General features: G+C 61.5%; 35 protein-coding genes. 11 read left to right on the forward strand and 24 right to left on the reverse strand.

Annotated features, from left to right (window positions below; all coding sequences use genetic code 11):
* Positions 1-6: 6 nt before the first annotated feature.
* From D1227_RS06120 to D1227_RS06130, 3 genes are all read right to left on the reverse strand, one after another.
* Complete coding sequence (locus D1227_RS06120; RefSeq protein WP_119404208.1) at positions 7-660, reverse strand: glutathione S-transferase; 654 nt, start codon at positions 658-660, stop codon at positions 7-9.
* Positions 660-1598: an oxygen-dependent tRNA uridine(34) hydroxylase TrhO gene (gene trhO, locus D1227_RS06125; protein ID WP_119404209.1), complete on the reverse strand. Its 939-nt coding sequence runs from the start codon at positions 1596-1598 to the stop codon at positions 660-662. The genes D1227_RS06120 and trhO overlap by 1 nt, the downstream gene beginning before the upstream one ends.
* 75 nt (positions 1599-1673) lie before the next feature.
* A complete protein-coding gene (locus D1227_RS06130) occupies positions 1674-1823 on the reverse strand; it encodes an entericidin A/B family lipoprotein (protein WP_119374695.1) in 150 nt (49 codons plus the stop codon).
* A 127-nt stretch (positions 1824-1950) separates the two neighbouring features.
* On the opposite strand from D1227_RS06130, the gene purQ reads away from it, so the two are divergent.
* Positions 1951-2613 carry a phosphoribosylformylglycinamidine synthase subunit PurQ gene (gene purQ, locus D1227_RS06135; RefSeq protein WP_119374696.1) on the forward strand — a complete coding sequence of 221 codons (663 nt, stop codon included), beginning with the start codon at positions 1951-1953 and terminating at the stop codon, positions 2611-2613.
* Between the two features lie 69 nt (positions 2614-2682).
* Positions 2683-3879: a DUF418 domain-containing protein gene (locus D1227_RS06140; protein WP_119404210.1), complete on the forward strand. Its 1197-nt coding sequence runs from the start codon at positions 2683-2685 to the stop codon at positions 3877-3879.
* Here D1227_RS06140 and D1227_RS06145 read toward each other — a convergent pair.
* Positions 3805-4980: a hypothetical protein gene (locus D1227_RS06145; RefSeq protein ID WP_119374698.1), complete on the reverse strand. Its 1176-nt coding sequence runs from the start codon at positions 4978-4980 to the stop codon at positions 3805-3807. The genes D1227_RS06140 and D1227_RS06145 overlap by 75 nt on opposite strands.
* Before the next feature lie 158 nt (positions 4981-5138).
* Here D1227_RS06145 and D1227_RS06150 point away from each other — a divergent pair, with 158 nt between their 5' ends.
* On the forward strand, positions 5139-6374 hold the full coding sequence (locus D1227_RS06150) for a DUF3089 domain-containing protein (RefSeq protein ID WP_119404211.1): 1236 nt from the start codon (positions 5139-5141) through the stop codon (positions 6372-6374).
* Positions 6375-6394: 20 nt separating this feature from the next.
* Here D1227_RS06150 and D1227_RS06155 read toward each other — a convergent pair whose 3' ends face one another.
* Together D1227_RS06155 and D1227_RS06160 are read right to left on the reverse strand one after the other, a co-directional pair.
* Complete coding sequence (locus D1227_RS06155; protein WP_119404212.1) at positions 6395-7516, reverse strand: FAD-dependent oxidoreductase; 1122 nt, start codon at positions 7514-7516, stop codon at positions 6395-6397.
* 95 nt (positions 7517-7611) lie between these two features.
* The gene (locus D1227_RS06160; protein WP_119404213.1) at positions 7612-8217 is read right to left on the reverse strand and encodes a hypothetical protein; all 606 of its coding nucleotides are present in this window, start codon (positions 8215-8217) and stop codon (positions 7612-7614) included.
* Positions 8218-8345: 128 nt separating this feature from the next.
* Here D1227_RS06160 and purL point away from each other — a divergent pair, with 128 nt between their 5' ends.
* Positions 8346-10640: a phosphoribosylformylglycinamidine synthase subunit PurL gene (gene purL / locus D1227_RS06165; RefSeq protein WP_119404214.1), complete on the forward strand. Its 2295-nt coding sequence runs from the start codon at positions 8346-8348 to the stop codon at positions 10638-10640.
* Positions 10641-10969: 329 nt separating this feature from the next.
* Positions 10970-12838 (forward strand): M2 family metallopeptidase, encoded by a 1869-nt coding sequence (locus D1227_RS06170; protein ID WP_119404215.1) that lies wholly within the window; start codon positions 10970-10972, stop codon positions 12836-12838.
* 54 nt (positions 12839-12892) lie between these two features.
* Here D1227_RS06170 and D1227_RS06175 read toward each other — a convergent pair whose 3' ends face one another.
* Positions 12893-13396 carry a thermonuclease family protein gene (locus tag D1227_RS06175; protein ID WP_119404216.1) on the reverse strand — a complete coding sequence of 168 codons (504 nt, stop codon included), beginning with the start codon at positions 13394-13396 and terminating at the stop codon, positions 12893-12895.
* A 278-nt stretch (positions 13397-13674) separates the two neighbouring features.
* Here D1227_RS06175 and D1227_RS06180 point away from each other — a divergent pair, with 278 nt between their 5' ends.
* Complete coding sequence (locus D1227_RS06180; RefSeq protein ID WP_119404217.1) at positions 13675-14295, forward strand: hypothetical protein; 621 nt, start codon at positions 13675-13677, stop codon at positions 14293-14295.
* Between the two features lie 4 nt (positions 14296-14299).
* Here the strand turns inward: D1227_RS06180 and D1227_RS06185 are convergent, their stop codons facing one another.
* The 16 genes from D1227_RS06185 to D1227_RS06265 all read right to left on the reverse strand — a co-directional run bounded on the left by D1227_RS06185 (position 14300) and on the right by D1227_RS06265 (position 23222).
* Positions 14300-15451 carry a hypothetical protein gene (locus D1227_RS06185; protein WP_119404218.1) on the reverse strand — a complete coding sequence of 384 codons (1152 nt, stop codon included), beginning with the start codon at positions 15449-15451 and terminating at the stop codon, positions 14300-14302.
* A gap of 216 nt (positions 15452-15667) precedes the next feature.
* Positions 15668-16267 (reverse strand): J domain-containing protein, encoded by a 600-nt coding sequence (locus D1227_RS06195; protein ID WP_119404220.1) that lies wholly within the window; start codon positions 16265-16267, stop codon positions 15668-15670.
* Positions 16264-16512 carry a helix-turn-helix domain-containing protein gene (locus D1227_RS06200; protein WP_119404221.1) on the reverse strand — a complete coding sequence of 83 codons (249 nt, stop codon included), beginning with the start codon at positions 16510-16512 and terminating at the stop codon, positions 16264-16266. The genes D1227_RS06195 and D1227_RS06200 overlap by 4 nt, the downstream gene beginning before the upstream one ends.
* Positions 16509-16850, reverse strand: coding sequence for a hypothetical protein (locus D1227_RS06205; RefSeq protein WP_119404222.1), 342 nt, complete (start codon positions 16848-16850; stop codon positions 16509-16511). Before D1227_RS06205 ends, D1227_RS06200 begins: the two co-directional genes overlap by 4 nt.
* Before the next feature lie 7 nt (positions 16851-16857).
* Positions 16858-17055 (reverse strand): hypothetical protein, encoded by a 198-nt coding sequence (locus D1227_RS06210; RefSeq protein ID WP_119404223.1) that lies wholly within the window; start codon positions 17053-17055, stop codon positions 16858-16860.
* Entirely contained in the window at positions 17055-17651 is a 597-nt protein-coding gene (locus D1227_RS06215; protein WP_119404224.1) for a 3'-5' exonuclease, read from the reverse strand. The genes D1227_RS06210 and D1227_RS06215 overlap by 1 nt, the downstream gene beginning before the upstream one ends.
* Complete coding sequence (locus D1227_RS06220; RefSeq protein ID WP_119404225.1) at positions 17651-18649, reverse strand: coiled-coil domain-containing protein; 999 nt, start codon at positions 18647-18649, stop codon at positions 17651-17653. The genes D1227_RS06215 and D1227_RS06220 overlap by 1 nt, the downstream gene beginning before the upstream one ends.
* Entirely contained in the window at positions 18649-19578 is a 930-nt protein-coding gene (locus tag D1227_RS06225; protein WP_158586583.1) for a recombinase RecT, read from the reverse strand. The genes D1227_RS06220 and D1227_RS06225 overlap by 1 nt, the downstream gene beginning before the upstream one ends.
* Positions 19575-20462, reverse strand: a complete 888-nt coding sequence (locus tag D1227_RS06230; protein ID WP_158586584.1) for a PD-(D/E)XK nuclease-like domain-containing protein — start codon at positions 20460-20462, stop codon at positions 19575-19577. The genes D1227_RS06225 and D1227_RS06230 overlap by 4 nt, the downstream gene beginning before the upstream one ends.
* Entirely contained in the window at positions 20452-20664 is a 213-nt protein-coding gene (locus D1227_RS06235) for a hypothetical protein (RefSeq protein ID WP_119404228.1), read from the reverse strand. Before D1227_RS06235 ends, D1227_RS06230 begins: the two co-directional genes overlap by 11 nt.
* Positions 20661-21098, reverse strand: coding sequence for a hypothetical protein (locus D1227_RS06240; protein ID WP_119404229.1), 438 nt, complete (start codon positions 21096-21098; stop codon positions 20661-20663). Before D1227_RS06240 ends, D1227_RS06235 begins: the two co-directional genes overlap by 4 nt.
* Complete coding sequence (locus D1227_RS06245; protein ID WP_119404230.1) at positions 21095-21475, reverse strand: hypothetical protein; 381 nt, start codon at positions 21473-21475, stop codon at positions 21095-21097. The genes D1227_RS06240 and D1227_RS06245 overlap by 4 nt, the downstream gene beginning before the upstream one ends.
* Positions 21472-21765 (reverse strand): hypothetical protein, encoded by a 294-nt coding sequence (locus D1227_RS06250; RefSeq protein WP_119404231.1) that lies wholly within the window; start codon positions 21763-21765, stop codon positions 21472-21474. Before D1227_RS06250 ends, D1227_RS06245 begins: the two co-directional genes overlap by 4 nt.
* A complete protein-coding gene (locus tag D1227_RS06255; protein WP_119404232.1) occupies positions 21766-22101 on the reverse strand; it encodes a hypothetical protein in 336 nt (111 codons plus the stop codon).
* 81 nt (positions 22102-22182) lie between these two features.
* Positions 22183-22563, reverse strand: coding sequence for a hypothetical protein (locus tag D1227_RS06260; RefSeq protein ID WP_119404233.1), 381 nt, complete (start codon positions 22561-22563; stop codon positions 22183-22185).
* Positions 22560-23222: a S24 family peptidase gene (locus D1227_RS06265; RefSeq protein ID WP_158586585.1), complete on the reverse strand. Its 663-nt coding sequence runs from the start codon at positions 23220-23222 to the stop codon at positions 22560-22562. Before D1227_RS06265 ends, D1227_RS06260 begins: the two co-directional genes overlap by 4 nt.
* Positions 23223-23312: 90 nt before the next feature.
* Between D1227_RS06265 and D1227_RS06270 the strand changes: the two genes are divergently transcribed.
* Together D1227_RS06270 and D1227_RS06275 are read left to right on the forward strand one after the other, a co-directional pair.
* Positions 23313-23519, forward strand: coding sequence for a hypothetical protein (locus D1227_RS06270; RefSeq protein WP_119404235.1), 207 nt, complete (start codon positions 23313-23315; stop codon positions 23517-23519).
* Positions 23516-23698 carry a hypothetical protein gene (locus D1227_RS06275; RefSeq protein WP_119404236.1) on the forward strand — a complete coding sequence of 61 codons (183 nt, stop codon included), beginning with the start codon at positions 23516-23518 and terminating at the stop codon, positions 23696-23698. Before D1227_RS06270 ends, D1227_RS06275 begins: the two co-directional genes overlap by 4 nt.
* 125 nt (positions 23699-23823) lie before the next feature.
* On the opposite strand, the gene D1227_RS06280 is transcribed toward D1227_RS06275, so the two are convergent.
* Positions 23824-24030: a hypothetical protein gene (locus D1227_RS06280; protein WP_119404237.1), complete on the reverse strand. Its 207-nt coding sequence runs from the start codon at positions 24028-24030 to the stop codon at positions 23824-23826.
* Positions 24031-24074: 44 nt separating this feature from the next.
* Here D1227_RS06280 and D1227_RS06285 point away from each other — a divergent pair, with 44 nt between their 5' ends.
* The 3 genes from D1227_RS06285 to D1227_RS06295 all read left to right on the forward strand — a co-directional run bounded on the left by D1227_RS06285 (position 24075) and on the right by D1227_RS06295 (position 25826).
* Positions 24075-24467: a hypothetical protein gene (locus D1227_RS06285; RefSeq protein WP_119404238.1), complete on the forward strand. Its 393-nt coding sequence runs from the start codon at positions 24075-24077 to the stop codon at positions 24465-24467.
* A gap of 77 nt (positions 24468-24544) precedes the next feature.
* Entirely contained in the window at positions 24545-25024 is a 480-nt protein-coding gene (locus tag D1227_RS06290; protein WP_119404239.1) for a helix-turn-helix domain-containing protein, read from the forward strand.
* A gap of 118 nt (positions 25025-25142) precedes the next feature.
* Positions 25143-25826: a hypothetical protein gene (locus D1227_RS06295; protein WP_119404240.1), complete on the forward strand. Its 684-nt coding sequence runs from the start codon at positions 25143-25145 to the stop codon at positions 25824-25826.
* The last annotated feature ends 88 nt before the right edge of the window (positions 25827-25914 follow it).

The following is a 25914-nucleotide window of genomic DNA, read 5'->3' on the forward strand; positions in this document are numbered from 1 at the left end:
CGGAATTCAGGCAGCTTTCGGGAACAGAGGCTCCTCATCGCCCGGTTTCCATTGAGGAAATTTTGGCATGATCGCCTTGAAGCGTTGGCTCTCCAGGTGCGCTGAGAGCCAGCGCTGCAGGTGTGGCCACGGCTGGGCGTCGAACCAGTCCCTGCCGGCATTCGCGAACTGCCGCACGAAGGGCATGATCGCAACGTCCGCGAGCGATATCCGGGCGCCAAAAAGCTGCGCCTGGCTGGCAAGCTGCGTATCAAGCGCTTCAAGGAAGGCGCCGCCTTCCGCGCGGTGGTGTTCGAAGTCGGCCCCCTCATAGCGCGCTGCATATTTGTAGCGGTCGAGATGGTGCTTGAAGCCAGAATCATTGTCCGAAATCAGGGAGAGCATATCCTCGAGCGTCCCCAAGTCTGGACTGAGCCAGTTTTCAGGATCGTTCGTGCGCAGGGCGTGGAGCATGACGTCAAGGCTCTCATCAATCACCGTCCCGTCAGGCAGGACAAGCACGGGAACCGTGCCCTTAGGTGAGGCCTCGAGCATTGCAGTCGGCTTGTCCCTCAGCACCACCTCGCGCAGACGGCATTCCAGCCCCGCCGAGGCAATGGCGAGGCGGGCACGCATGGCATAGGGGCACCGGCGGAAGGAATAGAGAACCGGGCGGCTCATCAGCTCGATGATTTGGCTGGTGCCCGGCCGATATGCGCCTGTCCGCGCTGCCGGGCGAGATCGACCTGCTTCTGCCGCTCGGCGAAACGGGTGCGCTGCGCGTCGGTCAGCTGGTCATGACAGGCCGGGCAGCAGATGCCTTCCTCAAAACGCGGATCTGACCGGTCGGCGTGGCTGACGGGCCGCTTGCAGCCATGGCAGAGATCGTAGCTGCCGAGTTCCAGGCCATGGCCGACCGAGACGCGCTGGTCGAAGACGAAGCACTCGCCGCGCCATTTGCTTTCGGGTTCTGGAATGGTTTCCAGGTATTTCAGGATGCCGCCCTTGAGATGGTAGACCTCATCAATCCCTTCGGCCTTCACAAAACTCGTCGCCTTTTCGCAGCGGATGCCGCCGGTGCAGAACATGGCGATCCTTGGCGTACGGCCCTGTTCTTCAAGCTGTTGACGAAAATTGCGAAACCACTCCGGAAAGTCCCGGAAGGTCTCGGTTTCCGGGTCGATGGCGCCGTCGAAGGTGCCGATCGCATATTCGTAATCGTTGCGTGTATCGATTAGCACCGTATCGGGATCGCTGATCAGGGCATTCCAGTCTTCCGGCGCCACATAGGTTCCAACCAGCTGGTTCGGGTCGGTGTCTGGCACGCCCATCGTGACAATCTCGCGCTTGAGCCGGACTTTCAGCCGCCAGAATGGCATCGCCTCGGCATGGCTTTCCTTCCACTCGAGGTCGGCGCAGCCCGGCAGGGCGCAGAGGGCTGCCATGGCGCTGTTCAGGCCAGAGCCTTCTGCGGCAATGGTGCCGTTGATCCCCTCACGGGCGACCAGAACCGTGCCTTTCGCACCGGCGGCCATGAGCGCGGCTTCAACCTGTACGCGGATGGCACCCGGATCGGCGATCGGGGTAAACTTGTAGAAGGCGGAAACGCGAATACTCATCCCCGGGCTTATGCCAGAGGTGCGGTCCAGAGGCCAGATTGGACGGGCAGAGCGGCTGCCCGGCAGGCTGCGCGCCTAGTCCATCTTGTCCTTGGTGGATTCCGCGGTGTCACTGACCACATCGCCAGCGGCGGAGACATCCTTGCCGATGCCGCTGATCGTGTTGCAGGCCGACAGAACCGGGAGGGCAAACAGGGCGGTAAAAACCAGAATCAGCTTTTTCATGAGCTTCGCTCCTTAACCAATGGCCAGCATATTCTCTGGTCAGGCGAATATGGCAATCGGAAAATTCGGCACAAGCTTCAGATATCGCTTGTTCCCTTCGGCCCCGACTCCCTGCTAATGGAGCGCCATGAAAAGCGCTGTCATCGTTTTCCCCGGTTCGAATTGTGATCGTGACGCTCAGGTCGCACTGGCGAGCCTGACCGGCGAGGAGCCAGTCATGGTCTGGCACAAGGACGGGCAGATCCCTGACGGGACCGACCTGATCATGGTGCCTGGCGGGTTCTCCTATGGCGACTATCTGCGCTGCGGCGCTATGGCAGCCAACTCACCAGTCATTTCTGCGTTGAAGCGTCATGCCGAGCGTGGCGGCTATGTGCTGGGCGTCTGCAACGGCTTCCAGGTCCTGACGGAGACGCGTCTGCTGCCAGGTGCGCTCTTGCGGAATGCCGGCCTCGACTTTGTCTGCAAGCCGCAGGCGCTGAAGGTCGAAAACTCAAATACGGCCTTCACAAGCGCCTATGCGGGCAAGGACGAAATCAGCGTTCCGATCGCCCATCATGACGGCAATTATGTCGCGGACGAGGAAACGTTGGACCGGCTGGAAGGGGAAGGCCGCGTGGCGTTCCGCTATGCCGGCAACCCGAATGGGTCAGCCCGCGATATTGCAGGTATCCTGTCAGAGAATGGACGGGTCCTGGGGCTGATGCCCCATCCCGAGCGCGCCATTGGCGGCCATGAGGGCGGCGAAGATGGCCGTGGCATGTTCGAGAGTCTGCTCGCGGCTATCTGACCGGTTCGTCCTAGGCCGGACCGGAAAGTTCGGCTAGTCTCCCGCCAGGAACAGGACAGGGAGGGCCTCGTGTCCTATCTCCAGGAAACCCGCGATGCGGGCCGGGAAGTGTTTCCCGATCTTGCGCGTGCCTGCGCGCTGATCGGGATCGCGCTCGTCAATGTTGCGGTGTTTTCGCATCCGATGATGGGCGGTTATTCGGCTGAGGGCGCACTCGAAGGGGCCGACAAATGGTCCTATTTCATCGTCAATGCCTTCTTCCTGATGAAGTCGTACACCCTGTTCTCCTTCATGTTCGGGGTCGGCTTCGCCTACCAGATGAAGTCTGCCGAGCGCCGGGGCGTCGGCTTTGCCGGGCGGTACTGGCGGCGAAGCATCGGGCTTCTGGTCCTCGGCCTGCTGCATGTCGCCTTGCTGTTCCAAGGCGATATCCTGGTGATCTATGCCATCCTCGGCTGCCTGCTCTTCCTGTTCCGGAACATGGGTGAATCGGGCCTGATCCGCTGGGCCATCGCGCTCTATGCGGTGCAGATTCTTGTCGTCGTCCTCGCCTCCGGTTCTTTCATCGCCGGCATGGCGTTCGCGCCCGAGGCGATGCAGGAACAGATCGCCATGAATGACGAGCTGATCGTCTCGGCTAATGAAGCCTATGGCAGCGGAACCTTTGCCGATTCCATCGCGCAGCGGTTTACCGAGTGGGGCCAGGTGATCACCTTCGGCATGATGATGCAGGGTATCGGCGCGATGGCCTTCTTCGTCTTCGGCCTGGCGGCGGTCCGGATGGGGTCGATTGCCGATCCTGCCCGCCCGTTCTGGAAACGCTGCCGGCATGTCTTCCTGCCCATCGGTGTGACCGGCAGCGCCGTGGGGGCCTGGTTCATGGTCAATGCGGAAGGCGGCATGATGTCGACCGGCGCGATGATCGGCATGATGTTTATCGTCGCGTTCAGCCCCTTCTCGACGGCGGGCTATCTCGGCCTGATCGCGAAATGGGCGGAGAAACCGCAGGGCGCGTTCAAGATCTTCCTTGCGCGCGGCGGGACGGCATCCCTGACGGCCTACCTGCTGCAGAGCGTGATCTTCTCGCTCGTCTTCAACAATTACGGGCTTGGCTATTTCGGCGAGATGGGCGCTGCTGTGACCATCCTGCTGGCGCTTGCTGTCGGCTTCGGTTCGATTGCCTTCACGAGCCTATGGCGCCTGGCGTTCCCACGCGGCCCCATGGAATTTCTCCTCCGCCGCTGGACGTATCTTGGAGCGCGTTGAGGCCGGTGGAATGCGAAGGGCGAAGAACAGGTCTCCTTCGAAACCGGATGGCGACCAGTCGGCCTGCAGCCCGGCAGAGGATGGCTCAAAGGCGGCATGTGCCGGGTCATAATTGCTGTTGCGGACAAAACGCAGGCCGGTCCCCGAATAGCAGACCTCTTCGAAACGGCTTGAAAACGGCAGCTTCAGGCGAGACAGCCGGGCATTGCGGGCAACGGCTTTGGCTGCATTGATCATGGGCGGCAATGCAATAGCCGGATCAACGCCCGGACGAACGGCGAGGTCGATGATCTCCAGCTCCGCCGGCTCAAACGAGTTCGGCTTGGTAATGGCCAGCTGGATAAGCCCGTCGAGACCATCCTTGCCTTCCAGACCAAGCAGCGCGATGCGGCCCGGCGCGTCAGGGTCAGCCATCTGGTAGGCGTAAACGCTGGCCGAGCGGTCCGGCACGGCGCGCGAGCCCATATGGGCCGCGGTGTTGAACTCCTCGATCAATTCGCCGTCACCCCGCCGCAGCGGATCAAGCGGCAGGATATTGCCGCGTCCGGGCAGGGCCCGTTCGAGCGTGCGCGGGGCCCCGCCAAAGAATTCACGGCGCGACAGCCAGTCATAAAGCACTTCATCCCGGGCCAGGCGGGTCATGACGTGACCGGCCACCATGGTCATCGAGTGAATCGGCCATTCGATCCGCTCGCGGCCCTGCGGGCCCAGCCAGGCGGTGAGCCCGATGCGCTTGTGGAAGTCACCGGCAATGGCATTGTTGTTCAGTGTGTAGATCGCCGACCCGCCATGCGTCTGCAGGGCGCGCCGGGCAAGCGCAAAGCCAGCGCCGCGGCCATCTGGTCCGGAAATGAAGGTGTGACCGCAAATCGCTGTCTGGAGACGGCCATTGACGTGAAACCGGCGGGCCTGAAGCCCGATCATGGCCACGAGCGTATTTCTGCGCTCGGCCACGAGGGCCGGCGCTATGTCACCCTGCTCGGGATTCTCGAACAGCGCCCAGTGCCAGCTTTCCGCGCTTCGCACCGGAAAGCCGGCGCTCTTGACCAGCTTGGCTATGGCGCTGACATCACCTGGCCTGACTGCGCGGATCGAAATCATGTCGTTTTTTCCTCCCGATCTCAGGAGGTTAGCAGCATAAGCCTCAGACATGTTTAATCGGCGCCGTGAGATTTCACGCTTTCGAAAAACAGTTTTTGCGCGATGTGCCAGAAGCTGTTTATCTTTCGGGAAATGACAAAAGGGCTGGAGGATACGGGATGACACTCAGACTTGCGGGATGTGCCGCGCTCGGCGCGTTGCTGGCGGCCTGCGGACAACCGGCGGAGAATACAGAGATCGCGGACACGCCCGACGCGGCCGCTTCTTCGGATGAGGGCGCCGATGCGGGAAATGAGAATGCACAGGCCCCAGCAGGGCCTGAAGCGGCCGATTATGCCAGTATGGACAATTGGCTCTGCCATCCCGACAAGGCCGACAGTGCCTGCGAGGAAGACTTGTCTTACACGATCGTGAATGGCGATGGGGCGCTGGATGTCGTGCCATTCGAGGCTGCCGAGAACCCACCAGTCGACTGCTTCTACGTCTATCCGACCATATCCTTTGACACGACGCCCAATAGTGATCTGGTCGCCGGCGCGGAGGAGAAGCGCGTTGCCGCGACCCAGTTTGGCGCCTTTGCTGAAACATGCCGGCTGTTCGCCCCGGTCTACCGGCAGGTCACGCTCACACATCTTCAATCGATGATGGCCGGCGGTGAGTTCAAGGCCGACGCCGAACTTGCCTATGGCGATGTGAAGGCAGCCTGGGACCGTTACCTGGAGACGGAGAACAAAGGCCGCGGTGTCGTTCTCGTCGGTCACTCACAGGGCGCGCGCGTCATAGAGCAGTTGCTGCGCCGCGACGTTTTCGGAACACCTTCGCAAGACCTTATCGTGTCCGCGATGCCGATTGGCTACAATGTCTATGGCGACGCCGAGACAGGCAATGTTGGCCCATTCGAACCATGCGTCACAAAGGGCCAGACGCAATGTGTTGTGGCTTACGTCTCTTTCCGCTCTGACCTGCCGCCCCCGGCTGAAAGCCGCTTCGGCACCGCCGGTCCGGATGGGCAGCGCGCGCTCTGCGTCAATCCCGGCGAGCTGTCTGGTGATGATGGTGTCCTGGATGCACGCCTTGCCAAGGCCGGTTTCTTCGGACTGGACAATGCCTCCTTCGTGCAGGGTGCCTCCATCGAGACGCCTTATGCAGCCATGCCCGGTATGCTTTCAGCGCAGTGTGTCGAAGCGGATGACCACACCTATCTGGCGATCGAAGTGACCGGTGATCCTGTAGACCCGCGCGCCGACGACATCATCGGGGATGTCGTGGTCGGCGGCGAAGTGCTTGCAGACTGGGGGCTCCACCTGATCGACATGAATGTCGCCATGGGCAACCTCGTCGACATCGTGAAGGCGCAGGCCGAGACTTGGGTGGCCGAACAGGCGGGTGACTAGGACGGGACGTGTGCCGCCGGTCAGCTGCTGGCAGACAGCCGGTTAGCGAGTTCAGCGTGCCCCTCGATCATGCGCTTGATCTGGGCGGGATCCGGCTCCATCGCCGTCTCGCCCATGTCGTGCGTGCCACCGAGGACGATACCGGTCTTTCGCGGAAACATGTAGAGCACGCCCTCCGCGGTCGGCGCGACATAGGAATAATCGATCTCCGGCTGCGGCAGCAGGTGCGAGAGCTGGCCGCGTATGGGCACTAGGCTCTCATCGCCAAACAGGTCTCGCGCGCCGAGGCCGGTGCAGTTGACGATGACCGGCTCGGGCAGGGCTTCCACGTCGGAGAGGCCCGAAAGGCGCGTGCCGATGAAGTGTGCGCCTGCGATCTGGGCATCCTGCATGATCTCGTCGAGGTAAAAATCAGGATCGATGATCATGGCCCTGAACCGCTCCATGAAGGCGTAGCCGAACAGCGTGTTCTCATGCGCCCGCTGCAGCTCGGGATAGATATCGTCGCCGCCCGGCAGCGAGTCGTATGCGACCGGCGTGCGTCTCGAGAGGGCATGGTGGTCTGCCCAGTAGACGCCATAGCCGGGACGATCGACGTAAGGCAGGAAGCCACGATGGGCCGAGCGGATCAGCAAGTGGTTGCGGCGGAGAAAGTCAGGCGTGGCTACGTTACGGTCGAAATAGCCTGTTGGAAACCAGAGAACGCCTGCGATGTTGGATGTGGTATGCGGTGGAAGATGCTCGGCATAGACGGTCACGGCATGGCCGCGCCGGGCCAGGATCAGGGCGGTCGTAAGCCCCATCACACCCGCGCCCAGCACGGCGATTGGGCCGCCCTCTGACGCCTCGGCAGCCAGTTCGGCGGCGACCGGGCTGGTGCCCCAGCTCATCGTGACGCCGCAGCCGCCATGGCCATAATTATGGATAATGGTCTTTCCAACCAGCACCTCGGCCTCAAGCCTGTAGCCCTGTGGCCTGTAGGGGCGCAGGCCCACCACGGTGCGCGTCACTCGTTGCATGGATGACTGGACGGGAGGATAGGTCCGCCCCGGCTGGTATGTCTTGAGCGAGGGCACCGGCATGGATGTGCATGCACCCAGCGCGGAGAGGCCGAGGCCTGACAGCATGTCCCGTCGTCTCATCGCATCCCCCGCTTTCTGCACACCGCCAGATACAGGAAAGGCCGGACACCACGAGCGGCCCGGCCTTCCATCAGGTCTGAATGACTGGCGCCGGTCTATTCGCCGTCTTCTTCTTCGCTTTCCGGGCGCTGATAGCTGATTTCCGGACGGCAGTCGGCCACGATCTGGCGGGCCGCTTCGCTTGCCGGAATGGTGGCAACGTCCGAGTCATCGATCACGACGCGGATCACGCCTTTGGCCGAACCCATCATCGTCGCGAAATAGTCGTTGATCGAGGTGGTGATGTTCACCGGATTATCGGCCGCGACATAGGCCTTCGAGCCAGCCGAGGTGTAGATCGCAATGGAGGACTGTTCCGAGAGCTCATAATCGTCGGGCAGGTAGCGCAGCATGGAGACCGAGTTGGCCTGGCCTTCCTCGCCGGATTGGCAGACCACGGCGAGTTGGGCCTCACCGTCGATATCTGAGAATACGGCGGCCGGTGCACGGCTGATCGTGGTGGTTTCCCACTCGCCTTCCATCGCGTCGTCCGTTGCTTCGGTCGATGTCACGGCGTATTCGAAATCGGCGAGCTGGATCGACGTGACGCTGCCGTCGCTGCCTTCCGGGTGCGGCGTGGGCATCCGCGCGTCCGGGTCGACGCTGCCGCCGCCACAGGCTGCGAGGGCGAGGGCTGCGAGGCTCAATGGGAGATGGCGCATGGAAATTCCTCCAATCCAATCGGATTCGTAACTCGAAAACTGTTCACAAGTTTCGGTTTAAGCAACCCTGACAGGAATTTCCACCTTCTAATCTGGCGACTCGCAGCAGTTGTGGTTATGGAGCGCGCATGACAGACACATCCGCCATCCTGGCCCACCTCAAGGCCGAGCAGACCGAGACCGACGCAGCCGGCCATGGCATCAATGCCGAGGAATGGGACCGCCTCGTCACCCGGCTTGGCCGCAATCCAAATCTTGTCGAGCTCGGCATCTATTCGGTGATGTGGTCGGAGCACTGCTCCTACAAGTCCTCACGGCGCCATCTCTCCAAGTTCCCGACCAAGAATGACCGTGTCATCCAGGGGCCGGGCGAAAATGCTGGCGTGATCGATATTGGTGACGGGCAGGCGGCCATCTTCAAGATGGAGAGCCACAACCACCCTTCATACATCGAGCCATACCAGGGCGCTGCGACGGGCGTTGGCGGTATCCTGCGCGATGTCTTCACCATGGGCGCGCGTCCGATTGCGCTGGTCAATGCGCTGCGCTTCGGCTCGCCGGATCACCCGAAGACGCGCTCGCTTGTGGCTGGCGTTGTTTCCGGCATTGGTGGCTATGGCAATTGCGTGGGCGTGCCGACCGTGGCCGGCGAGACGCAGTTCGACGAGGGCTACAATGGCAACATCCTCGTCAACGCGATGGCCGTCGGCCTCGCGGACCAGGACAAGATTTTCTATGCGCGCGGCGCAACGCCCGGAAACCCGATCTTCTATGTCGGCTCGAAGACCGGCCGCGATGGCATCCATGGCGCGACCATGGCGTCGGCTGAATTCTCCGAAGGCGACGAGGAAAAACGCCCGACCGTGCAGGTGGGCGATCCGTTTACTGAAAAGCTGCTGATTGAGGCGTGCCTTGAACTGATGGCAACCGATGCCATCCAGGCGATCCAGGATATGGGGGCAGCGGGGCTGACGTCCTCATCGGTCGAGATGGCCGACAAGGGCGGCATCGGCATCGAGATGGACCTCGACAAAGTGCCCCAGCGCGAAGAGGGCATGACCGCCTATGAGATCATGCTGAGCGAAAGCCAGGAGCGGATGCTCATGGTGCTCAAGCCCGGCAAGGAAGACGTCGCAAAGGCGATCTTCGACAAGTACGATCTCGACGCCGAAGTGATCGGCGTGACCACCGATACCGGCCATATGGTGCTCAAGCAGTTCGGCGAGGTAGTCTGCGATATTCCCGTGCCGCCGCTGGCCGAAGACGCACCGAATTATGACCGGCCATGGGTCGAGCCGCGCACCCGCCAGGCCTTCGACATCTCGAAGTATCCAGAGCCTGAGGATTATGGCGAGGTTCTGCTGAAGCTCATGTCCTCGCCTGACATGGCGTCCAAGCGCTGGATCTGGGAGCAGTATGACCGGCACGTCATGGGCGACACGATCGACAGCTCGCAGTCTATGGGCGACGCGGCCATCGTGCGTATCCACGGTACGAACAAGGCGCTGGCGATCTGTTCCGACTGCAACCCGCACTATGTCGCCGCCGACCCGTATGAGGGCGGCAAGGCGGTCGTGGCAGAGGCGTATCGCAACTTGTCAGCCGTTGGTGCGACGCCGATTGCCATCACCGACAATCTCAATTTCGGCAATCCGGAAAAGCCCGCCACCATGGGTTATATCGTCAAGGCCATCGAAGGCATGGCCGAGGCCTGCCGCGTGCTCGATTTCCCCGTCGTTTCTGGCAATGTCAGCCTCTACAACGAGACCGACGGCAAGGCGATCCCGCCCACGCCAGTGGTTGGCGGCGTGGGGCTGATCGAGGATGTCTCGAAGATTGCGACGCTCAAGGGCGCGCAGCCGGGCGACGTGCTGATCCTGATCGGCGAGACCAAAGGACACCTCGGCGCCTCGCTCTATGCCCGCGAATGGCTGGGCCTGAAGGGGGAGGAGCTCGGACCGCCGCCGCCGGTGGATCTCGAAAAAGAGATGAAAAACGCTGCCTTCGTTCGCAAGCTCATCGAGGAGGGCCTAGTAAATGCTGTCCATGATGTCAGCGATGGTGGGATCGCCTGCGCTGCGGCTGAGATGGCGTTGGGGACTGCCTCGGGCATCCATCTTATTACGCAAGATCATCAAATCCGAGAGATCGACGGCAATACCTATTCCTTTGGCGGACAGTCCGGCGAAGACTGGCCCGATTTATTCTATGAGGACTTGGGCCGCTATGTCGTTGCGGTTAGCCTTGGACGGCTCGCCGAGACTTGGGAGGCTATTTCCCGCGACCAGATATCAGCATGGAATATAGGACAATTTGGCGGTGATGCGATCATCTTTGATGATCTGGCGAAAGATGCCATCTCCCTCACCACCCTCCGCGAAGCGCATGAAGGCTGGCTGCCGCGTTTCATGAAGGGCGATTAGCGACCCGGTCTGGTCTTTTAAGACGGATTTCAAAAAAATCGGCATCCGGGTGATCCAGCTGAGGTCACTCGCCGTACGCGTGTTCAGAGGAGATTGTCCCGCGCAGTGTTCGTCGCCTGCGTCTCATCTCTCCTCGCTGAGCGCGCTGACCGGTCCGGTTCCCCTCCCTCTCCGAACCAACAGGGTCAGCGCGCATATTTTTCTGAGAACTGGCGGCAAACAGGAACAGTCATCCGGGCTGTCCGTCAAAACGCGGAAGAATCTGCCGGGCGCTGATTGACCTTCTGCTGGCTTGGCGCTTGGCTGCAGCCAGTATGGAGGTTCCCCGAATGAAAATCAGACTGACCCAGGTGAGTGCGTCCGTTCTTGGCCTCGCGCTCCTGTCCGGCTGCGTGAACAAGGCTGAAGACCTGCCGCCCGCCGAAGCGCCGCCGCCCCCGACAATTGCCGATGCGCATGACGGCCCGACGGTCGCCGAGGCCGAGGCTTTCATCGAACGCGCCGAAGCCGAACTTGCGGCCATGTCGAAGGAAATCAGCCCCATCTTCTGGGAGCAGGCGACCAATATTACCGATGAGACCAACGCCGCCGCAGCGGAGGCCGGCGCGCGCGCAACCAGGCTTTCGGTGTCGCTGGCGAACCAGTCGAAAACGTTCAACGAAGTCGATCTTCCGGCCGAGCTCGCGCGCAAGATGCAGCGTCTCCAGTCCGGCATAACCATTCCGGCGCCCTCCGCCGAAGGGGCCGCTGAGGAGTTGTCGGAGATCACGACAGGTCTGGAAGCCACCTATGGCACCGGCTCCTTCACCTATAAGGGCGAGGAGCTGAACCTCGACCAGCTCTCCACCATCATCGAGACCAGCCGCGACCCGGACGAGCTGAAGGCCGTCTGGGAAGGCTGGCGCACCATCTCCCCTCCGATGCTGGTGGACTACGCCCGCATGGTCGCGATTACGAATGAGGGCGCCAATGAGCTCGGCTACGATAATCTCAAGACGATGTGGCTATCGACCTATGACATGCCGCCGGAAGAGATGGCCGATGAGGTTGACCGGCTTTGGCAGCAGGTCTCGCCGCTCTACGAGGAATTGCACTGCTATGTCCGCGGTGAGCTGAACGACTATTATGGCGACGAGATCCAGCCCGCGACGGGGCCGATCCGTGCTGACCTTCTCGGCAATATGTGGTCGCAGAGCTGGTCGAACATCTATCCGCTCGTCGAGCCCGAGGGCCTGCCAGGTCAGGGCTACAATCTCTCAGAGGAGCTGGTCGACGCCGGCTATGACCCGATCAGGATGGTTGAGACCGGAGAGGCCTTCTTTACCTCACTCGGCTTTGACCCGCTGCCGGAGACCTTCTGGGAGCGCAGCATGATCGTGCGTCCCGAGGACCGTGAGGTTGTCTGCCATGCTTCGGCCTGGAACCTCGATGACGAGGAGGATGTGCGCATCAAGATGTGTACGGAGGTCAATGCGGAGGACTTCTACACCGTTCACCACGAACTCGGTCACAATTTCTACCAGCGCGCCTACAAGGACGCTGATTACCTTTACAAGACCGGCGCCCATGACGGCTTCCATGAAGCGGTGGGCGATTTCATCGCCCTGTCGATAACACCGGTATACCTCGAGAAAATCGGCCTCATCTCGGACGCCCAGATTCCGGGCGAGGATGCAGACATCGCGCTTCTGCTCAACACGTCGCTCGACAAGATCGCCTTCCTGCCTTTCGCGCTGACGGTGGATAGCTGGCGCTGGGACGTACTCGATGGCACGACCGAGCCTGAGGACTACAATCGGCACTGGTGGGCACTGCGCACGAAGTATCAGGGGATCGTTCCGCCTGGCCCGCGCCCCGAGAACGCTTTTGACCCGGGGGCGAAGTACCACATTCCCGGCAATACGCCCTACCTTCGCTATTTCCTGAGCTACATCATGCAGTTCCAGTTCCATAAGGCGGCCTGTGAGCAGGCCGGATGGGATGGCCCGCTGCACCGCTGCTCGATCTATGGAAACGAAGAGGTCGGCAAGCGCTTTGAGGCGATGCTCGCCATGGGTGCGTCGGAGCCCTGGCCGGATGTGCTGGAGACCTTCACGGGCACGCGCGAGATGGATGGATCGGCGATTGTCGAGTACTTCGACCCGCTGATCACCTGGCTCGAAGACGAGAATCAAGGCCGCAGCTGCGGCTGGAACTAGTCTGGCAACCTGGCGCAGAAACGAGTGCCCCGGGCCGTTTGGTCCGGGGTGTTCTTATGAGCACCAGCCGCGCTGATGCTGGCCCCAGCGGTGGGCAAGCCCTTCATCGACCAGCCTATCGCCAACCGAGCGGCCATTCACCGTCGCAACACGCAGCAGGCGGCCATACTTGTCGCGATCGCGTGACGAAGAGGTCTGAAGCGCGACCTCGCCCTCGTTCAGAAGTTCGGTCAGCCGGTGCGTGGCGCGCTCACCGAGGACGCGTTCCCAGTCGCATTCAGGCGAGAACACTTCGGGAGCGTCAATATCGGCAAGGCGGATCTTCTCTCCCGTCGCCCAGATCGTGTCGCCATCAACAACGCAGTTCATGCGAAGCCCGTTGCCGCATTCGGCAAAGCTGATTGGGCCGGGCAGCGGCGTCACCTTGGCCTTCTCGCGGCCGAAATAGGAGATGGCGAGCGCGACGGCGAGCAGGATGAGAAGCGGGATGAGCGATACGTCGCCACCCTGGACGCGTAACCAGCGTCCGAAGAAAAAGGACCTGACGAGGCGAACCATGATGCGGGCTCCCGGCTGAGACCCCGCAAAAGTCTTTCCAAAAGGTTACGAAAACCTTTACAATTGGCAAACAACTCACATGCCGGATGTGTAGTGCTGGCGGGCGATTTGGCTTGTTTCTCGCGTGCCACTTTCCGTCGCCAAACCGCTTTGTGACGGATGCTTTCCGTCAAACCGTTCTGGTTATATCTCCCCTCCGCCTCTGTTTGGGGACATCTCGTCCCGAATCGTTCTACCTTGACTTCAGTCAGGATCAGTCAAGTCAACAGCCGCGCGCAATGAAAAAAATCTGGGAATCCGCGAAGAGAGAGTTCACTCAGAATCCGGTCACTACGCTGGGAGCGATCGCGGCGGTGTTGGCGCTATTTACGCACAACCCAGAAATTCTGAATGTGATGGGTTCTGACACTGGGTCGATTGAGCCTACTGCCAGAGGCAAGTCCGGCATTGTGACGTGGGTGCTCTTGTACGTGGCGGTTTGCTTCCTGCTGGGGTGGTGGGGCAGCAACGTGTACAAGAGCAGCGCTTTTGCTGGCGTGTGCATCTTGCCAGTCTTCGGATTTGTTGCAGCTGTGACCGGAATGTATCTGGCGTCGATACACCTCGCCTCTTTCCCATTGATCGAGAGTGGAACCGGCTCCGAGGTAGCACACCAATGGCTTGGCCTGCCGTCGCCAATATTTGCTTTAGTCTTTACGTCGGTCTGGGGCTTCATGTCTTTGGCAACGTACCTTCCTCAGACGGATATCTATGAACAGCGAGCTGCCCAAGAGGAGAAGGGCATTTACCTGTTTGCGTTCTTCGTCGTGGAAATAGTCTCGCTCGGATCGCTCTGGATAATAGCTCATTCTTTGCTATTCGCCCTTGTTGAGCCAACAATCGCCAGCTCACCAGAGTGAAAAGCTAAACAACAGCATTTCGACTGAGCGATGACGCTATCAGGCTTCGACCAGTCGCGCGTGCGCGGTTCGCTCTGCGGGCTGCTTCAAGCGTCGGCGGGGTATAGATCGCGTCGAGGGTCTGGTTGCGGTCGAGACTGTTGGCCAGGAGCGCGGCGCGGTCTTCCGGGCTGGCGCCGCCGAGAGCGGCCTCGAGGTTGGCCGTCCTGCGGATGTCCATTGCTTTCCGGGTATCCTCGGGTCCGAGCGCATGTTTGCGCACCTCCGCGAAGTCGGTTGAGAAATCGGTCGGAGACTTCCATGGCTCGGCCTTGCGGCGGCGGGCGTTCTTCGAAGCATGCCGGCGGAAGATGGGGGCGTCCGGATGCAGGCTTACACCCAGCCCATCGATATAGGCGAGGATGTCATCGTAAAGGCTCTGGCTAATCGCCTGGAAGCCGTCGACGCCGGTCTTCTCTCGTGAGCGGTCGATGTATGGCCCGTCGGGCGACATGCGCAGCGCAGCAGAGTTGAGCAGGCGCGCGTCCACAGGAGAGCGGGCTGTCTCATACATGAGCCTGATACACAGCGCCATGCCGTCCATGCCGAGAAGTTTCGCACTCTCGACCTGTGCGGCGATCTCATCTGGTGAGAAGAAGGCCTTTCGACCCTTCGGCGCGGTGTTCCGGATATGGCTTGTCGGGTCCACGGGAATGACCTTCCGGCGCACCGCATCCTGAAGGATCTCCCGCAGCTTGGCGATGGCCCGGCGGCGGGTGCTGGGGCTGAAGTCGCGGTCGAGTTCGCGCTTGAAATCGGTCACATCATCAGGGCCGATATCGGTGATGGTGGTATCGCCGAAGCGGGGCTCGATCCGTAGCCAGGCCGTGTCGTACTCCATGGCGGTTCGTGGCTTGATTTCGCCGTGCTCGACCCGTTCCCATAGCCGCGCGCGGAAATGGTGCCAGAAGTGCGCGAGAGAGCCTGCCACATAGGTCGGCGGGGCCTCGCGGGTCTCCACAGCCTTCTTTGCCTTGGCGGTCTCCTGGCGTGCTTTCTCGCGGCCTTCCGCCGATTCCGGCCAGTGCTTCGCCTTGAAGCCAAGGGCGCGCAGCTTCTTCGACGGTTCCCAGTAGCGCACTCCGTTCTTTACGCGGGTGTATTCAATCGGCTCCATATCCGTTCGCCTGTTTGCCACCGAAGGCCCCCTCGATCAGATTTCCCGCTTTTCTTGATCCCGCATCAAGCGCAGGAAGGGGCGCGCTGTCCATAGGCAGGGCCTCGACCTCGATCGAACCGTCTGAGCGGCAGCGCATGACCGGGCGCATGCCTGCGGAGATGATCTCCTTACAGGCGGCGGACACGATCTGGGGGCGGGAAGGTTGGCGACTGCTCACGAAAACTCCCTCAGAGCTTCGTCACGGGCGCGGTTCAGACGCTCCATCTTCTCGGTTGAGCCCCCCGCGTCGGGGTGAGCCTTTCGCGCGAGCGCCCGATACTGCGACTTGACCGACTCTGCGGAGACGGGCTCGCCAGCCTCGAAGCCCAGAACATCACGCCAATGATCCGACTTTGGCGGCGGCAGAGCGGAGAACGCCTGTAAGGTCTCCTTCGCACTCTGGACGCCGTAGCGCTCGATGCGGCGCGTGGCTTCGATATGCTGAGCCAACCCGGCGAGGTTCTGCGCAACACTCTCGTAGGTGTCGCAGGCGAGCGTGATCGGGTCCGCGCCCATGGTGAAGTAGATCGCGACACCCGGATCATCCGGCTCGCCTTGATTGGCGGCAGGCCGTCCCGTGATCGTCGGCTTGATGTTCGTGCTGATGACGAGATTCGTCCCGCCCAGCCGCTCGACCTCAACCTCCAGCCGTTCGGCTGCTTCAGGAATTTTGATCCGCTTCTTGGCATAGGTGAAGTCGCCGCGCCGGCGGTCGCTCCAGTGCGTGCGAGGCCGGAATGATGGCCATGCGAGGGGAAAAGCTTGAGGCGTCATCCTGCCAGCACCTCCCCATCCTTCACTGGAAAGAACCTGGCGACGGGCACGTCGAGGATTTCGGATATCTCGAAGAGAGTCCCGGCGGAGACGCGGTTTACGCCGCGCTCGTATTTGTGGACCTGCTGGTAGGAGCAGCCGAGCCTGTCGGCAATGTCCTGCATGGTCAGGCTGCGAGACTTGCGGGCCGCTCGGATCTGGCGGCTCACATGCTTGTCGGTGTCTGTGACGGTGCGGGCGGTCATGAGGACGCTCCGATGTATTGGGGGTGAAGCTGGACGCGATCATTCGTTCCGGCAGGGCAGCAAGCTTCGAGGATGTTCGCCCTGAGAAGGTTCGTCACCATGGTGCGGTCCATCATCCCGGCGGTGTCATCGTCCTCGTGGGCGACCCACTTGTCGATCTTGCCGTGGCGAAGGAAGACGCATCCTCGCTTGAGCGCGGCCATACAGCGCGGCCAGTCTTCGTGGCGCGTCCGGCGATTGAGGGCGGTGGTGGTGTCGTCTTCGTCTCTTGGCCGCGGCCCGAGAGCGCGGACGCCATCAGCGAACAGGTCGATACCTTGGTAGAGGTCAGCGCTCATGCGTCACCTATTCCTTTGAGGTTGGGGGGGGGCGGACGGGCCGAAAGTTCTCGAACCCGTCAAAATAGTGGGTCGGCACCCGCTCGGAGATGATGCTGAAGACCCCGTTGAGGTGGTCTAACTCCTCCTGATCGAAGTCGCCAGACGCCTCGCAATTCTTCAGCGCCCGCGATAGGCGTTGGAGGGCGTGATCCTTGTCGGTCATCACGCCTCGACCTTCTTGGTTTCGAGTGACCGCAGGTGAAAGAACAGAACCTGGCAGGCTGCGACGTCGATCATGGCGTCGTGGGCGCCCTCCAGGTCTTCATCGAAGAAGTACTTCATGCACTCTTCCAGCCGGGGCGGCTTCGGCTTGTTGAAGCCCGCCGCAATCATTCGCTCAGTCGGCGGCAGGTTTACGATGGGGGTTGCCGTCTCCATCGTGCAGTATTGCGGCTTCTCCAGCTTGCGGACCCCGCCCATGGTGCGAGCGATGGCCGTGGAGATCAGGGCAACGTCGAACTTGATGTTGTGAGCGACGAGCATGTTGGCGCGCTGATAGAGCTGCTTGAACAGGTCGACGGCTAGCTTGGGCGAGATACCATAAGTGCGGGCCATTTCGTCGGTGATACCGTGGACATCAGATGCCTGTTTCGGGATCGGAACGCCGGGATTCACGATCAAGGAAAAGCTTGCGAGTGTGCGTTGCTCGGCATCGCAGAGAAGGGCCGCAAGCTGCACAATGTGCGGTTGGTCCTTGTGATCGATCGGCAGGCGAGAGTTCGGGAGACCAGTGGTTTCGGTGTCGAAGAAAAGGAACATCAGAAGCGCACCTCCACGTTCGGGACGGAGCCTGCGACGATGGCCAGGACGATCTTCTTCGCCCGGTCTTCGCCGATGCCGCCATGCTCCATGATGGCTTCCTTCGCGGCGGTCATGATCTTCGAGCGGTGAGCCTGGTCAGCTTCGCGCTTGGCCTTGGCAGCGGCCTCCTGTTCACGTTCGCGCTTCTGCCGGTCGAGTTCAGCCTGTGCGGCCTCCGACTTCCGGCGCTCCTCTTCTAGGGCGGCTTCGTGCTTCCGGCGTTCGGCCTCGGCGGCTTCGTCCGCTGCCTTCTTCCGCTCGCACTCTATGCGCTCGGCTTCGGCCTTCTCGGCGGCTTCCTTCTTAGCCTTCTCCCGCTCGGCGCGCTCGCGCTCTTCTTTCTCGGCTCGGAGCTTTTCGAGCTCAGCCCGCTCGTTGATCTCTCGATCGATCCGGGCGTCCTGTTCATTCAGAGATTCAAGCGCTCGCTTCTGTTCCGCTGCGGCAGTTTCGTACTGCACACCGAAGACTTCCTCGGTCACAATCAGGGATTGGACCTGTTCGCGCATCCGCTCGACCGCTTCGATAGTGTCGAAGTGACCAAGCGCACCACGGAAGATCGAGCGCGCCCGGTCGATGGCCATTTTCCGCTTTTCTTCTGCCGCTTCCCATTCGTCGAGCGGCTTGCGGGCTGTGGTCTTGAGGCTGTCGAGCCGATCTCGGAGATCGCGGCGCACCGCGTCCACGGCGTTAATGGCTTTCCGGTGATCTTCGTTCAGCGCCTTGCCGGCGTCGTCGAGCGCAGCCTTGCGGCGTGCGATGGAATAGGCGAGCGAGGCAATAGCCTTGCGGCCTTTGTCCGTCTCGGTGTCGATTTCGCGGGCCTCGATCTCTCCCTCAATCTCCCTCACAAGCGCATCCAGCATGGACGGGTCGCGGAAGATGAGGGCTGGATCCTCGGCCAGCATTTCGCCAACGGCGGCGGAGTTGTGTCCAATCGTTGCTGTATCGGCCATCACACGGCCTCCTTCTCGGCTTCAAGTTCATCGAAACGGTTGGCGACGAGCTTCTGCAGCGTGCCGTGGCGCGCATCGTCCAGCCATGAGCAGGCAAGAGCGGCCTCGCGGATGGCGCTGACCTCGATTTCGGTTTGTGCGCCGACGAGGGCGGCCTCGATATCATCGAAATCCGCGTAAGCGTCGGGCTCCGGCTCGATCGGCTCCTCGACCTCCCCATCCTGGACCTTTTCCGGGTCCGGCATGGTCAGGCCCTTGCGGCCAGCGTTCCGGTCCTCTTCGAACTTGGCGAGGTTCATCTTGAGCCGATCACCAGCGCCGTCCTGCGGGGTCACATTCCGCATGCCGATCTCTTCGGCCTCATCGACGGAGTAGACGCCCATGAGAACATCAGGCGTATGACGGCGGGCCCAAGCGCGGGTGCCGTAATAGGCCATCTGCTGATCAGGGTCTTTTTTCCAGAGAGGGGACTTGCCGCCTTCGCGCATCACGCGAAGCGGCGGGCTCTCATAGACGGCGGGCACTGGATCATCCTTAATCCGCCCGGTGACGATGATCATACGGTCATCGCCTTCGCCCCGGTATTCAAACCGCAGGCGACCGACGAGCACAGGCGAGGAATAGACCATCGCCGCGACGGCTTGCGCCTCATAGGCGATATTGCCGTTGACGAGATAGGCCTTCGTCGAGAGTGCGAAGGGGTCCATGCCCAGCCGCCCGGCCTGCATGTAGATGGCGAGACAAGCGCCCGGCTGGCCGCGAAACGCAGCGCCAACGAGCGGGCCCGCCTTGGCCATGCACTGCGCGAACTCAATTGCTTCGCGAACGGTCGCGGGGGCAGGCAGGAAGCCGCCGCCCATATTGGAGAGGGCAAGCGAGTTGGATTGCTCGCTGACGCGATCCACGGGTTCAAGATTGGCGTTGCTCATAGCAGGTTGGCCTCCAGTTCCTTGTTGCATTTCTCTGTGAACCACTTCGGCCCGTGGAGCGTGATCGGCCCCTCGACGTATGCGGGCCAGTCATTCTCTTTCAGGCAGTCCGCGAACTTGCGGAGCGCGCGCCGGCACTGGCGCTTGCCCATGTCCATGAGCTCGTCGCCCAGCCGGACGGTGGTCACGGCAAAGGGTGCGGTCTTCTCGACAAAGACGAGCCAGGCATCGGTGACATCCTGACCGGTCAGGATTTTCAGGGCGTCGGCGGCGAGCGCGAGCTGCATGTGATAGCCGCGCTTGATGATGTCGCCGTTGAGGATGTGCGGGTCTGCACTGGCACAGGTCTTGAGATCAGCCAGCACCCCATCTGTCGGGATGCGGTCGGGTCTCGACTTCAGCCAGATGCCTGTCTCGGCGTCCTTCCAGATCATCGACTTTTCAGGCTCACCGGCGGTCAGCAACTCGGGCACACCGGACTCTGCTGCTAAGGCATCGTGCATGGACTTGATGGCGGCGAAGTCGTCCTCGGTGATGATGGTGCGGCCTTCGGCCCATTGTTCCTCTCGCCATGCCTTCGCATCATTCGTGCGGAAGCTCTCAAAGGGCGAGATCGCGAGCCGGGAGATTTCCTCCTGGTCGTCGAAGAGAAGCGCATGCACGGCCTTGCCGAACTCGAACGCCGCCTTGCGGGGCTGCTCGATCGCTTCGGGATTGAGGCCCGTAGCCTGACACCAGAAGTGGGCTGGGCTTTCGTTCTCGATCTTGCGGAGACCGCCGGACGAGATGGATGGGCCGTCACAGCACTGGCTGTGATAGGTGTCCATGTCGAGGTCGTAGATCCCCGGCTTGTCGATCAGGACGGGTTTCGCGCTATCGGGCATCGATTTCCTCCAGTGTGATGACTTCCTGCCGCCCATGAGCGGCGGCGAGTTCCCTGCGGCCCCATTCAATCCGGCGGATGGTGGCGTCGGACAGACCGGCGCCCTTGGCGAAGCGGTAGAGCCTTTCGACGGCCCCGATGCCGTTACGGGCACAGCGGGTGCGGGCGGGGCTGGCGAGAGCGGTGGAGAGGTTGAAAGTCATTGGGTTGCCCCCTCTTCACTGAGGAACCCAAGGCCTTGCTGAACCAAAAGCTGTCGCTTTTCGTCCTCGGACAAAACTTTTCCGGACAGCAGGAGGTTGAGCGTCTTGCTGTCGAGGCTAACGGGCCGGGTAGTCTCGGATGCCTCGCGGTCGACCCGAAGCGACAGCTGTCCTCCGATCTGCGCAAACTCGTGCGCCGTGAAGGTCAGGCGTTGACGACCGACATCGAAGTTCTTGTGAGAGTCGTAACCATCCGGCGACATAACCTTCATGATTGAGAACTCGGGCGTATTGACGACTGCGCGGATGAACTCTTGAGTCGCTTGATCAAAAGCCTTTCCAGCGGCGACCATCTTTTCATGCGCAGACTTCGTGCCGTCGGACAAACGCGAGAGCCGGTCGAACGTGGTGTAGAAAACTGGTGGTTTGCTCATGCCGGCACCCCTTCCGGATCGTCCCCGTCGAGGAACTTCGCGGTGTCATTGAAGGCGCGGTCGAAGTAGCGGCGCAGCGCGAAGTGGTCTTCGTATTCCGAGATGGGGCGCGGCAGGGCCATCAGGATCAGGAAGGGGTTCGACCATTCACGAGGCAGGAGCCGGATCGCATCGGTCGCGATCAGCGCCCCGGCCATGCAGGCCCGGTTGAGCACGCCATCGGTCAGCCCATTTGCGGCGATGTAGCCCATCATGCCCTGGCAACGGTTGCGAAGGGTTTCGAGGTGCTCGCGCTGGTCGCGGAGGATGATGTCCTCGCGGTGGACGAAAGAGCTGCGAACCACGTCGCGGGCGGTGAGGGTGACGGCGATGCTCATGCGGACCTCCGGTGGATTTCATGCCGAAAATTACATCCGCAGCGCAGGCAGGTGTCGCGGTCTTCGCCGCGCCCGTCGTGCACATGCGAGATACCTCTCCACAGCGCTTGCTGAATGGCGTCTTCTGGTTCGTGGCGATCGATGGCCTTGCAGACCGCCTCGACCAGATGCGACTCCTGCGAAGTCGGTACACCGGCCAGAAAAAGCAGGTCTGCGAAGGAGTCAGCGAACGTCTCTTGTGCTTGACGCAACTGGTCGGCTCGCTCGGAGAGTTTGACGAGGGTGGCCATCTACGCTGCCTCCCCTTGTGTGAGGGCCGCAAGCTCGACCTTCCAGTTCGGGTTCACGCGGAAGCCTTCCGGCGTCTCCATCCAGTAGATGCCCGCCCGAAGCGCCTCACCGCGAAGCTCATGCTCGCGCTCGGTGAAGCGCTTGTTGCGGGTCTGTGCGACACCCCAGCGGGCCGCATGGAAGAGCTTGTCGTTCGTGCGCGAATGCAGCCAGTCACTCCGGCGCATCCATTCCTGACAGGCCTCATAGGAAGCGTTCTGGTCGGGCGCTTCGCTCCATGCCTGCCGAGGGTCGGTGTAGCTCTCGGCGTGCTTTTCGGATTCGTGCTTGGGCATCGGTCTCTCCCTGTTGGGTTGAGACCGTTATGATAGGAATAATCCTATCCGTCAATAGGAAATAGGAATTTTCTTATTTCCCTATTTTTCGGCGAATTTTCCATCCAGCCGACTCAAGACCGTTTTTTGCAGATTGCCAGCGGCCAGGAAGATGCAGCCCACAAGAAAGAAAAATGGTGCTGCGCTCATGAGCGCCAGGCCCGTCATTACAAGAGCTGGATCCGGAGAGGGGAGTTCATCGCGGCGGCGCTCAAGATCAATGCGCTCTTTCGTGCAATAGGTGGTCGTGTTCGTATATCGATCCAAAGCTCTTCCGGACTCGCACAGATCGAGCAATGACTGGGCGCTCTCCAGGAGGACCAAGTCAGTCTTCGTTGGCCGGTCCATCGCGAAGTACATCATCGCCCCGACAAAAAATGCGGCGGCTGAAGCCAATGTCGCAAAGATGCCAAACGCCCTCATCCGAGAGCCCTTCCGATCCAGATCACGCGGCCGAGCACATTGAGCTTGTCAGCTGACGATATCCTGAACGTGTCATAAACCGGGTTGTCTGACTTCACGATCACTTCCTTGGTTTCCAGGTCGCGCTGACAGCGCTTGACCAGTAGCTCATCCTCGAAAGCAAGGATGTAGATCCCATCACGCACGATCCGGTTGACCGATCTATCCACGAGCACCTGGTCACCATCGTGCAGCGTCTCCCACATCGAATCGCCGCCGACCGTTATCACGGCCAGCGATTCCGTATCGGATCGCGTGAGCCTCCTTAGTTGCTGAACCCGATAGGGCTGGTACCCGACAGGCTCGCCATCCTCGGCAAAGGCGCCTGCGCCGGCCGAGGCCCGCAGGTCATAGATCGGCACTGTCAGAAAATCGTCTTCGGTATTCGTTCGCGGCGCAATCGAGGGCACGCCACCATCCCTATAGTCGCCGGGCGCTCCGCCCAGACTGTCTGCCAGTTTTTCCCGGACATCTTCCGGAAGAACCCGCGGCGAGCCTCGCATCACGAACTGCTGCAGGTAAGCGTGGTTTCTGCCCAGCTTCAGGGAGAGCTCCTTCAGCGTGGTATCTGCTTCTGCAGCACGGTCCACGAGCAGCTGTCGGGCGGGGGACAATTTCATATCGGCCATGCCCCCTAATCGCCGGGCTCGCGAAAAAATGCGAATAGGGGTTGTCCTATCCTATCAATAGGATTATTCATCCTATTCGATATGGCAGACACGCACCCCATCCTATCGCGCATAGAGGCGCATCTGGCGGCCAGTGGCCAGACCCCGACGGCGTTTGGGGTCGCGGCGCTGAGTGATCCGAATTTTGTCTTTGACCTGCGCGATGGCCGCGACCTGCGGCGTGACACGGTCAAGCGCATAGAAATCTATCTGGAAGAGCAGGGCGCGCCCGAGGCGGTGCAGCCATGACGGTTTTCATCCTCCTCTATCTTGCCATCGGCCTCATCGACATGACGGCCCGGCAGATCAGCTTTCAGGGGACCGACGACTCCATCGTGTCCGCCCTGATGGTCCTCGCTTTCATCATCGCCTGCGCGGCGTTCTGGCCTGTCCGGCTGGCGCTGGATGTGTGGAGGCGCTTTGCATGAAATGCCCCGCTGGAAACCTCCCGCCTGAGTGCTGCCGGGAAAGCACAGGTAAACCCGTTCGCCATGACATAGCGGACCAGCAAGGGGCTGCGTTCCATACCCCGCTCAATGGCGTTCATCCCGGCCTAGTTTCCATTCGCGCACATGGGCTCGTCCCCACCCGGCCTGTTGTTGCGCGAGAGCCGGTCGCTGCATGTCCCCGCAGCGGCCGGCTCGCTCTTGTCCTGAAGCGTGCGCTCGATTTCCACCCCGATGCGCAGCTTCTGAATGCCTTTCTCGATGAGAGCCAGCCCCTCGCTATAGGCGGTTCGGGCTCTCGCATCTGTCGTCATGGCGGCTCCGTTTTGTCTGCCTCGTCTCCACGGAGGTCAATCTGATGGAGACGACGATGCATTCCAATTCCGAAATCGGCGACACTTTGCTGGCCGATATCATTTCGCGCCGCTGGGCACGGTTTCAGGCCGCCCGGTGGCCTTCGGGCGAAGTGCAGGCGGCAGACCTGCAGGCCCGTCATGTGGTGGTCGACACACGCACCGTGAGCGGCTGGCGCCAGGGCCAGCTGCCGTCCAACAAACACAAGCTTCAGCTGATCCGCGCGGGCTTCAAGTCGCTTCTCGACCGGGCTTACGAGCCCGCCGAAGCCGCTGGCCGCATCGCTGAACTGGAGGCCCAGGTTGAAACCCAGAAAGCCGCTGCCGCAGCAGCCGAGAGAGAGCTCGCCCTCGTTCGCCAGGCGCTGGCTGGCTTCAGCGATGATCTGGAGGGCTGAGCGAAAGCTCCGCGTCTCCGACCGTATCCGCCGCAGCACCGAGCGCCTGATGGCCAAAGCAAAGGAGATGCTGAAAGATGAGCGATAGCTTCACATGTCCTGAATGCCATCAATCGTGGCCGTATTTCGATGTTCGCAAGAAGCGAGATCCGCGCCTGACCAGTTTTCGCACGATTTGTGAGGGCTGCTGTGAACGCATCAAATCTGATGCGTCGAAAGCTGGCGGGCCTTATCGCGGCGAAGTCGGCTCGAAGGGCGGCGGTGCATCTTCCGACATGGCCGCTCAACTGAAAAGCAAGGCAGGCCGGGACCGCATGCGCATTGTCCGCTGGCTGGCCTCGAACGGCGCACACGGCGCTGAGGACGTGGCCAAGGGTCTGAGCCTGGACGCCGATTATGTGAGCCCGCGCCTGTCGGAGCTTGTGACGCTCGGACTGGCCGAGAAAGGCCCACGCACCGCGCTCACACGCCGGGGCAATCCAGCGCACGTCTATCAGCTGACTGCGGCCGGAGAGGCCGTTGTCTCGAAGGCAGAGCAGGGGAGGGACGCCGCATGACCTCCGACAATCTCCGCCCCCTCTCCAAGCGCGCTGAAAAAGCCGCAAAGGCTATCGAGCGAAAGACACGCCGGAAGCCGGGCGGGCAGAAGAAAACTGAACAGAGGGGGCAGGGCTGATGGGGCGCGTTCTGATCGGCTGCGAGTTCTCCGGCGTTGTCCGCCGCGCCTTTGCTGCGCGTGGACACGATGCCTGGTCGTGTGACCTGCTGCCGGCAGAGGATCGGAGCAACCGCCATATCACCGGCGACATCCGCGACGTGCTGGATGATGGCTGGGATCTGATCGCGGTCTTTCACCCGCCGTGCACGCGGCTTTGCAATTCCGGGGTGCGCTGGCTGCATACCCCGCCGCCCGGCCGGACCCGCGCCGAGATGTGGGCCGAGCTGGAAGAGGGCGCTGATCTATTCTCCGCTGTCTGGAATGCCGACTGCCCCCGCGTGGCTGTCGAGAACCCCGTCATGCACAAGCACGCCAAGGCGTTGATCCGCAATTACGCGCCGCCGGCTCAGACCGTGCAGCCGTGGTGGTTCGGTGATCCGGCCTTCAAGGCGACCGGGCTCTATCTGCGCGGAGTCGACCCGCTGAACCCGACCGATCGGTTGACGCCACCAAAGACGGGCACTGACGCGCACAAGGCATGGTCTGCCGTTCATCGCGCCCCGCCCGGCCCTGATCGCTGGAAAATCCGCTCTCGCACCTTTGAGGGCATTGCCAATGCGATGGCCGATCAGTGGGGCAGTCAGCTTCTCGACCTCCCCGAAAATCAACACGCCCCGACCCCGCTTAAGGAGGTGTCATGACCGTGAAATCAGCCCGCCGTACCGGCTTCGCTCTGATAGCCCTGTCTGCCCTTTTCACGTCTTCGCTGATCGTGATGATCGGGAGGGC

It is taken from the genome of Henriciella mobilis (assembly GCF_003576315.1).
In the GTDB taxonomy this organism is placed as follows: Bacteria; Pseudomonadota; Alphaproteobacteria; order Caulobacterales; family Hyphomonadaceae; genus Henriciella; species Henriciella mobilis.